Source organism: Streptomyces sp. NPDC089919, from assembly GCF_040684615.1.
Classification (GTDB): domain Bacteria; phylum Actinomycetota; class Actinomycetes; order Streptomycetales; family Streptomycetaceae; genus Streptomyces.
On sequence record NZ_JBFBGK010000029.1, the window covers coordinates 66,661 to 74,670 of the forward strand.

General features: G+C 72.9%; 6 protein-coding genes. 4 read left to right on the plus strand and 2 right to left on the minus strand.

Annotated features, from left to right (window positions below):
• The first annotated feature begins 26 nt into the window (after positions 1 to 26).
• Positions 27 to 2,489 (plus strand): VWA domain-containing protein, encoded by a 2,463-nt coding sequence (locus AB0O40_RS15150; protein ID WP_365040483.1) that lies wholly within the window; start codon positions 27 to 29, stop codon positions 2,487 to 2,489.
• 43 nt (positions 2,490 to 2,532) lie between these two features.
• On the opposite strand, the gene AB0O40_RS15155 is transcribed toward AB0O40_RS15150, so the two are convergent.
• A complete protein-coding gene (locus AB0O40_RS15155) occupies positions 2,533 to 4,731 on the minus strand; it encodes an EAL domain-containing protein (protein WP_365040486.1) in 2,199 nt (732 codons plus the stop codon).
• Positions 4,728 to 5,540, minus strand: coding sequence for an SAM-dependent methyltransferase (locus tag AB0O40_RS15160; protein ID WP_365040489.1), 813 nt, complete (start codon positions 5,538 to 5,540; stop codon positions 4,728 to 4,730). Before AB0O40_RS15160 ends, AB0O40_RS15155 begins: the two co-directional genes overlap by 4 nt.
• 366 nt (positions 5,541 to 5,906) lie before the next feature.
• On the opposite strand from AB0O40_RS15160, the gene AB0O40_RS15165 reads away from it, so the two are divergent.
• The 3 genes from AB0O40_RS15165 (at position 5,907) to AB0O40_RS15175 (ending at position 7,966) form a co-directional block, all read left to right on the plus strand.
• The gene (locus tag AB0O40_RS15165) at positions 5,907 to 6,596 is read left to right on the plus strand and encodes a hypothetical protein (RefSeq protein ID WP_365040491.1); all 690 of its coding nucleotides are present in this window, start codon (positions 5,907 to 5,909) and stop codon (positions 6,594 to 6,596) included.
• A 9-nt stretch (positions 6,597 to 6,605) separates the two neighbouring features.
• On the plus strand, positions 6,606 to 7,370 hold the full coding sequence (locus AB0O40_RS15170; protein WP_365040494.1) for a hypothetical protein: 765 nt from the start codon (positions 6,606 to 6,608) through the stop codon (positions 7,368 to 7,370).
• 176 nt (positions 7,371 to 7,546) lie between these two features.
• A complete protein-coding gene (locus AB0O40_RS15175) occupies positions 7,547 to 7,966 on the plus strand; it encodes a hypothetical protein (protein ID WP_365040509.1) in 420 nt (139 codons plus the stop codon).
• Positions 7,967 to 8,010: the final 44 nt, after the last annotated feature.

Genomic DNA, 8,010 nt, shown 5'->3' on the forward strand with positions numbered 1-8,010 from the left:
ATGGACACGTTACGGACGGGATGCGCATGAGTCAGGGAACACCGGCGGTGCTGTACCTCCCCTATCCGGGGGAGGCGGACGGCCTTTCCCGGTCCCGGGTGAGCCTCGCCGAGGAGTGGGAGATCCAACAACTGGCGGCGGCACGGGGGTTCGTGCTCAGCGCACCGAGCGCCCGCGACGCCGAATTCCTGGACACCCTGCTGGAGGCCTCGCCCGACGCGGCCCTGCTGGTCCACTACGGCGCCCCGGACCGACGGACGTTGGAAGTGGCGCTGCTGGGGCCGCTCGTCCTGGAAGCGCTGCTGGCGCTGGGAGCCACGCTCCGGTTGTGCGGTGCGGAGCCCGTCCCCTCGCACCGCCCCGACCCGCGGTCGGACGGTACGGCGGTGCTGCTCACCGACGGGCACCCGGAGGCGAGGCGGCAGTGCCACGCGTACGCGCGTTCCTGCGGGCTGGTCACCATCCAGGTGATCGAGGACCGCGCGGCGCGCGAGCAGTTCCTGTCGGAGCAGCGCGACCTGCCCGAGGGGGCTCCGGTCCCCACGGTCATCGTGCATCCGGACGCCCTCCCGGGGGCCGGGCCCGACGGACGGGCCGGGTCGGGCAGCGTGGGTTCCTGGCTGGCCCGGGGCCGGACGGTGTACTCCACGGGACGGCTCCCGAACCGCCGCCCGAGCGACGGCGCGCCCCTCTCGGCGCAGCGGCGCCTCGACGCCGAGGACGCTTCGCCGCCCACCGGCCACGCCGACAGCTCGGCCGCGTCCGAAGAGGAGCACGACGACCTCGACCTGGCCGCGCGGCAGGTCCAGGACGACACCGACGCCCTGTTCTCGCTGGAGCGGTTCAGGGTGAAGAGCTCGCGGAGCGTGGGGCAGAGCCCGTCGCTCCCGTCGAGCGCATCGAGCCCGTCCAGGCAGCTCGCCTACCGCCCCGCGCCCGCCCGCCCCCTCCCCCACGACGGCCTCTACATCCGCCGCAGCACCGCCTTCGGCACCCGCTCGACCGTCGGTCTCAGCGAGCTGATCGACAGCGGTGTGCTGATCGAGCAGGAGCAGATCCGCTTCGACGACTTCGTCGCCGCCCGGACCGGGCAGGTGCCGGGGCCGGAGGCGGGCGAGGGCCTGGCCGTGAGCCACGGGTTCGCACCCGCCGCCGACGGCGCCAAGGCCCATGACCGGACCACCCATTTCCTCGAGATCGCCCTGAAGGCGGGCGAGGAACCGCCCGCGGGCACCCCGGGACCGGATCCGCTGCCGGTCAACTTCGTCTTCGCCGTGGACACCAGCGAGTCCATGGGCTGGCACGGCAAGCTCGACATGGTCAAGTCCGCCCTCCAGGAGATCTACGACCGGCTGCGGCCGACCGACTCCCTGGGCATCGTCAGCTTCGCCCACCGGGTCAGCACCGTGCTCCAGGGCACCACCAAGGCCGATCTGCCTCCGGAGCGCTTCGCGGCGGTCATCGGGTCCCTGACCGCGGAGGGCGGCACCGACCTCAACCTCGGCCTGCAGTACGGCATCGCGGAGATCTCCCGCCGGGCGCACCGCGGCCGGACCGTCAACCGGCTGTACGTCTTCTCGGACGGCAACCCGAACTCCGGTGTCCGGGACTGGATCAGCATCCGCAAGAACGTCGCCGACCAGCTGCGCGGCGACCTGACCCTGTCCTGCTTCGGTTTCGGGACCGACGCGAACATGTCCGAGCTGTCGGCGCTGGCCGGGACCGCCGGCGGCCACTGCACCTTCGTCACCCGTCCCGAGCAGGTGCGGACGGGCCTGCTGACCGACCTCGCCCGCCGGGACCACCTCGCCGCCATCGACATCCAGCTCCGCATCGACATCGATCCGGCCGTGACCGTCTGGCACCTCTACGGGCACGACCTGGTGAGCGACCCGCGGGCCCGCAAGCGGATCTTCGAGCAGGCCCGGGAGGCGGCCCGGCTGGCCCGGGACGAGTACGGGACGCAGGCCCTGCCGGACCTGATCACGGACGAGAAGGGCATCCGGATCTTCGCCCCCGACCTCGCCTTCGGCGAGACGTACTGGGTGGTGCTGGAACTCCAGGTGCCCGAGGGGGCCGACGTCGGCTCGGCGACCGTGCAGTACGTGGACGCGGTGGCGCGCGCGGCCCGCAGCAGCAAGCTCGCCCTGGCCGAGGCACCGGACCTGTCGGCCGAGACCGTCACGGTGCACGCGGTGGGCCTGCGGACCAGCGAGGTCACCTTCCACGCCCTGGACGACCTGTACGAGAACGACCGGCCCCGCGCCCGGCGGCGGCTGAGCCGGCACGTCGACTACCTGACCGCCGCGCACCAGGCCGTCCCGGCTCCCGAGTTCGTGGACGACCGGGTGACCATCGGAAAGCTGATCGCCCTCGCGGGCGCGCTCGGCGAGACCTCGTCGATCTCGGACCACATCGAGACCGCGGCCCCCGCCGCCTTCGTCATGAACGGCTTCGCCCGGGTGCGCTCCGGCTACGCCGCCTTCTGACCGCCCCGCCGCCCGGCCCCCGGGGCCGGGCGGCCCGCCCCGGTCAGCGGCCAGCCGGGACCACCGGGGTGACCGCGTCCGCCAGGGACAGGGCGTGGATGCGGTCCGGGGAGCCGGGGCGGGCGTAGTACCAGCCCTGGGCGGTGTCGCAGCCGAGTTCGCGCAGCTGGGCGGCCTGGGCGCCGGTCTCGACGCCTTCGACGGTGACGGCGAGTTCCAGGCTGTGGGCCAGTGCGACGATGCCCTCGACGATCTTGACGTCCACCGGGTCGGCGGGCAGGTGCTGCATGCCCTGGGTGAAGGAACGGTCCAGCTTGAGCACGCTGACCGGCAGCCGGCGCAGGTTGGCCAGGTTGGAGTAGCCGGTGCCGAAGTCGTCCAGCGCGATGTCCACGCCCAGGTCGGCCAGCCGGCGCAGCGGCTCCAGCAGCTCGTCGTCGGCGCCGATCAGCGCGGACTCGGTGACCTCCAGGCACAGGGCGCCCGGCTCCAGGCCGGAGCTCTCCAGCACCTTGACGGTGTCGGCGACCAGGCCGGGGTGGGCGAGCTGGGTGGGCGAGAGGTTGACGTTGATGCGCAGCGGGCCGCCGGCGGCCCGGCCACCGTGCTCGTGCTGCCAGTTGCGGGCCTGGCGAACCGATTCCTCCAGGACCCAGCGGCCGAGCGGGACGATCAGCCCGGTGCGTTCGGCGAGCGGGATGAAGCGGTCCGGGCCGAGCACGCCGTACTGCGGGTGCGACCAGCGGACCAGCGCCTCGGCGCCGTGCACGCTGCCGTCGTGCAGGTGGACCAGCGGCTGGTACTCGATGAAGAACTCGCCGCGTTCCAGGGCGGCGGGCAGCGCGGTCGTCAGGCCGTGCCGGGTGATGGCCCGGGCGTCGGCCTCGGCGTCGGCGATCTCGAAGCGGTTGCCGCCCGCGCCCTTGGCCCGGTACATGGTGATGTCGGCGCTGCGCAGCACCTCCGCGGGGGTGCGCTCGCCGGCCGGGCCCTCGACGATGCCGATGCTGCCGCGGACGGTGAGCTCCCGGCCCTCCAGGCGGATCGGCGCGGACAGCGCGGTCAGGATCCGCACCGCGAGGTCGGTGACCTCCTCCTCGGTGTCGGGGCCGGTGGTGAGGGCGACGAACTCGTCGCCGCCGAGCCGGGCGACCATCTCGCCGGCGGCGGTGGCGCAGGTCTGGAGGCGGTCGGCGACCTCGACGAGCAGCCGGTCGCCGGCCGAGTGGCCGAGGCTGTCGTTGACGGCCTTGAAGCCGTCGAGGTCGAGGTAGCACAGGCCGAAGCGGGTGCCGTCCTTGGCGGTGAGGGCCTTCTCCAGCCGCTCGAAGAAGAGGGTGCGGTTGGGCAGCCCGGTCAGCGCGTCGTGGGTGGCCTCGTAGCGCAGCCGCAGGTTGAGCAGCCGGCGCTCGGTGGTGTCCTCCATGAGCGCGAGCTGGTACTGCGGGACGCCCTCGGCGTCCCGCAGCAGGGAGACGGTGAGGTTGGTCCACAGCACGGTGCCGTCGTGCCGGTAGTACGGCTTCTCGACGCGGTAGTGCTCGCGCTCGCCGCGGACCAGCTCCTCGTACATGTTCCAGACGTTCGGGGTGTCCTCGGGGTGGCTCCACTCGGCGACGTTGCGGCCGCGGACGTGGCCCTCCATGCCGCCGAACATCCGCAGCAGGGCTTCGTTGACCTCGAGGACGTTGCCCTGGAGGTCGGCGATGCCGATGCCGATGGCGGCGCCCTCGAAGACCGCGCGGAAGCGTTCCTCGCTGGCGTGCAGGGCGGCCTGGGCGTCGGTGCGGGCGGTGAGCGCGGAGCGGGCGATGGCCTCCTGCTCGCTGAGGGTCCGCTCGCGCAGGGCGCGGGCGAAGCCGGCGGCCAGGGCGTGCTGGAGCCGGGCGCAGCGGGCCCGGCAGTCCTCGGGGTCCTCGGGCGCGTCCGCCGCGCAGTAGAGGACCAGGTACGACTCGACGACCCCGAGGGTGCCGGAGAGCACTTCGGGGTCGGTGCAGTGCATGCCGACCAGGGCCGCGCCGACCTGCTGGGCGGGGAGCGCGTCGAAGGGCCGGGTGCGCAGGGCCTCGGTGAGGACGTGGGCCAGCGGCAGCAGGCGGTCCTCCAGCTCCTGGCGGTTCAGCGAGGTGGCCGTGACCGGGAAGATGGCTCTGCTCCAGATCCGGGCGAACCGGCCGATCCGGTCCTCCGGGTCGGCCGGCAGCGCGGCCGTTCCCTCGGCCTGTGCGGGCAGTCTCACGCCGTGCGTCCCACGCCGCCGTAGCCGGAGAAGCCGTACGGGTCCTCCTGCGTCTCGGGGGTCTCCGGGCGCCAGCGCGGCATGGGGACGAGTCCCGGCTCGAGGAGGGTGAACCCGTCGAAGAAGCGCAGGACCTCCTCGTGGGTGCGCATCACGAGCGGGTTGCGGCTGTCGCGGTAGACCTCGACGGTGCCGCTGGCCACGTCCTGGGAGACGGGGATGCCCTCGTAGGAGGCGTGGGTGAGGATCAGCAGGCTGCCGGGGGCCAGCGCGTCGCGCAGGGTGGCCACGGCGGTGTACGGGTCGTCGGAGTCCTCGAGGAAGTGCAGGACCGCGACGAGCATCAGGGCCACCGGCCGGTCCAGGTCCAGCAGGGCGGACACCTCGGGGCTGTCCAGGATGTCCTGCGGCTTGCGCAGGTCGGCGGCGACGATGCCGGCGCGCTCGTCGCCGGCGAGGACGGCCCGGCTGTGCGCGACGGCGACCGGGTCGTGGTCGACGTAGACCACGCGGGCCCGGTCGGTGGCGGCCTGGGCGACCTCGTGGACGTTGCCGAAGGTGGGGATGCCCGAGCCGATGTCGAGGAACTGGGTGACGCCCTCGGCCACGGCGTGCCGGACGGCGCGGCGCATGAAAGCCCGGTTCGCCTGCATGATCTTGGGCAGGCCCGGGAGGAATTCCATGGCGCGCCGGGCCGTCTGCCGGTCCACCTCGAAATTGTGGGAACCGCCCAGGTAGTAATCGTAGATGCGGGACACGCTGGGCACCGATATGTCGATGCCTGCAGGTGCCCAGTCCGGGCGGTCCATCGAGGTCTCCAAGGCTTGGTCGTCTGCTGCCGGAGCCGAATCTACTGATCATTCCTCAGAGGAGCGAGCAAAAGCGGAAATTGGCGATCCGTTCTTCGTCACACACCAAAGGCACGTGCCGGACCAACCGGTCGACTGATCGGTTCCGACAAATCCCTTTTGGGAAAATGACGACCCTGACCGCTTCGTCGGCATCTTTGGCTCAAACCTGTAGCCCTGGAAAATCGCCCGTTCAGGCGAATCGTGCGGACCCTTCGCCTGCGCGGGGCCTCGCTGGCCCATGCTCCCCGGGTGACCAGACCCTCCGCCCGGCGCTTAGCGGCCCTCACCTTCGTCCTCTGGCTGGCCCTCGGCGGCGTTCCCGTGGTGGCCGATAGCTGTGCCTCCGCGTACCTCGGACCCGAGGGCGTGTGGGCCGAGACGGTGACCGCCACCGGCACCACCGAGGTCTCCACCGGCCCTGAAGGCGTTTTCGTGCTGACCGGCCGGCGCGGGGGCGGCGACGACGGCCCGGACGGATCCGGACACGGCCGGGGACACGGTCACGGGCACGGGCACGGACACGGGCATTGCGGTTGCCACGGCCACGGCCACGGGCCCGGCCATGGACACGGCCACGGCCACGGCTGCGACCCCGCCGAGCCGCACCCCAAGCCCACCCCGACCCCGACCCCGAAACCGACGCCCACGCCCACCCCCAAGCCCACCCCCAAGCCCACGCCGAAGCCCACGCCCCGGCCCACCCCCGAGCCGACGCCGAAGCCCACGCCCCGCCCCACCCTCGCGCCGAGCCCCCGGCCCACCCCACGGCCCGCGCAGCCGCGCCCGCCGGCGCCCGCGCGCCCGCCGCTGCGCGCCGCGCCGCCGGTGGTCCGGACCGTCCCCGCGCCGCCGCGCGCCCGGCCCCGGCCGGCACCGAGCGTCCACCACGTGGCCCGGCCCGCCTACCGGATGCCGCACCGCAAGCCCCGCGAGCACCACGTCTCGGTCCTGACCTTCACCCTGCTCGCCACCGCCCCGGCCGTGCTGGCCATCGTCGCCCTGCGGCCCCGTTAAGGAGAACCAGTGTCGGAATGGCTCGTCCTGAGCATCGCCATGGCCGCAGCCTGCGCCGTGGTGCTGTCCATCGCCTTCCTGAACCACCGCAGGATCGGTGAGGACGACGACCCGAGCGAGACCCCGGACGTCATCGAGTACATGACGATGATGATCGGGGTGATCTACGCGATTGTGCTGGGCCTGGCCATCGCCGGCGTCTGGGAGGCCCGCGGCGCCGCCCAGGAGTACGTCCGCCAGGAGGCGCAGGCCCTCCACGAGGTGAGCGTGCGCTCCGAGGTCTACCCGCCCGCGGTCCGCGACCGGATCCGGGCGGACGTCCGGGCGTACGTCTCCTACGTGGTGGACGACGAGTGGCGGGTGATGGCCGACAAGGGCGAGGTCACCCCGCGCGGCGACCTGCTGCTGGAGAAGATCCGGCGGGACGTGACGGACTACGAGCCGGCCACCGACCACGAGGGCCAGGCCTACCAGCCGCTGGTCGACCAGGTCGGGGCCGCGGACGACGCCCGCAGCGGACGGGCCGCCAGCGCCGCGGCCACCATGCCGGGGGTGGTGTGGTTCGGGCTGATCGGCGGTGCGCTGGTGACCGTCGGGCTGATCTTCACCCTCCAGATCAGGCGCTCCTTCCGAGAGATGCTGCTGGCCGGGTTGTTCAGCGCGCTGATCGCCTTCCTCCTCTTCCTGGTGTGGGACTTCGACGCGCCCTTCAGCCGGGGGTTGTCGGCGACCGCGGAACCCTTCCTGCGGTTCTTCCCGGGACTGCCGGACTGACCGACCGCCAGCCGACGCGCCGGGCGGGTCCCCCGTCCGGCGCACAGCCGTGCCCCATTCGCCCGGCTCTGATCGCGGGTCACCGGGTGCGCACCTAGCGTGGCCGACATCGAGGTGCACGCCGTCCCCATGTGGAAGAGCTCCGCAGCTGCCCCTCGGGACCCGGAGGAATGACCATGCGTGCCATACGCTCCACTTCCGCCACGCTGTTCGCCGCCGGCGTCGCGGGAGCCGTCCTGTCGCTGGTCGCCCCGGCCGCCACGGCGCAGACCTCGCCGCCCGTGGCGCCGTTCGCCTTCCGTGTCCTGCCCTCCACGATCACGCCGGGCGGTCAGGTCACGCTCTCCGTCCCGGGCTGCAACGCCTCGTTCGCGACGGCCTCGTCCGGGGTCTTCGACGCGGTCAGCATCCCTCGGGGGCGGAGCGTGACAGTGACCGTGGACCGCGACGCCCGTCGCGGCGCGGTGTACTCGGTGACCTTCACCTGTCCCGGCGAGGTGAGCGCCCAGGCCCAGAACTCATCGGCCGACCTGACGATCGCCGGCGGCTGTCGTGCTCGCTCACCACGACCTCGGTGGCACCGGTCCGCTCCATGATCGCCAGGAGCACCAGGGTGCCCGCGCCGATGACGTCCACCCGC

What these genes read in the sequence shown, in the direction of transcription:
- AB0O40_RS15150 (WP_365040483.1), top strand. Translation starts at nt 27, where the DNA reads ATGAGTCAGGGAACACCGGCGGTGCTGTACCTCCCCTATCCGGGGGAG.
- AB0O40_RS15160 (WP_365040489.1), bottom strand. Translation starts at nt 5,540, where the DNA reads ATGGACCGCCCGGACTGGGCACCTGCAGGCATCGACATATCGGTGCCC.
- AB0O40_RS15175 (WP_365040509.1), top strand. Translation starts at nt 7,547, where the DNA reads ATGCGTGCCATACGCTCCACTTCCGCCACGCTGTTCGCCGCCGGCGTC.